The following is a 582-nucleotide window of genomic DNA, read 5'->3' as shown; positions in this document are numbered from 1 at the left end:
GCACCTCCCCGTACCCCACGTTCGCCCGCCCGTCACCGATCGGGAACGACCAGGCGTACGCGGGCCACCGGGCACCGGAGGTGACGATGAGCTGCTCCGGCGGGCCGGGCAGGGCCGGGGCGTACCCCCGCATGGCCAGGGCGAGGTGCCGGTCCGGGTTGACCGGATGCCCGAGCAGCCGCCGGACCACCGACCCGGCCCCGTCCGCGCCGACCACGACCCGCGCCGCGATCTCACCGTCGAGGACGACCCGGCCGCCGGCCTGCGCCAACCGGCGTACGGTGTGCCGGCGCAGCTCCGCCCCGGCCGCCACTGCCGCCGCGACCAGCCGCGCGTCGAAGACCTCCCGGGGCACCGTGTACGCCGGGCGGGGCAGCGCCCGGGCGACGGCGCCCCCGCCCGGCCCGAGCAGTCGCAACGCCGGTAGCGGCGGATAGCCGGCGACCGCGTCCGGCACCCCCAGCTCGGCGAGCATGTCCACCGCGTGCGCGGCGATCCCGTCCCCGCACGCCTTGTCCCGGGGGAAATCCGCCCGGTCGAGCAGCAGCACCCGGGCATCGGCACGTCGTGCGGCCAGGGCGG

1 protein-coding gene is annotated in these 582 nt (G+C 78.5%); it reads right to left on the bottom strand.

Annotation, left to right across the window (positions count from 1 at the left end):
* Positions 1 to 582 (bottom strand): NAD(P)/FAD-dependent oxidoreductase (locus tag E1211_RS32245; protein WP_371686242.1); only part of this gene is annotated, 582 nt, incomplete at both ends.

It is taken from the genome of Micromonospora sp. 15K316, assembly GCF_004348525.1.
Lineage (GTDB): Bacteria > Actinomycetota > Actinomycetes > Mycobacteriales > Micromonosporaceae > Micromonospora.
Note: the sequence above shows the minus strand (reverse complement) of the source record. Positions and strands in the feature narration are given on the sequence as shown.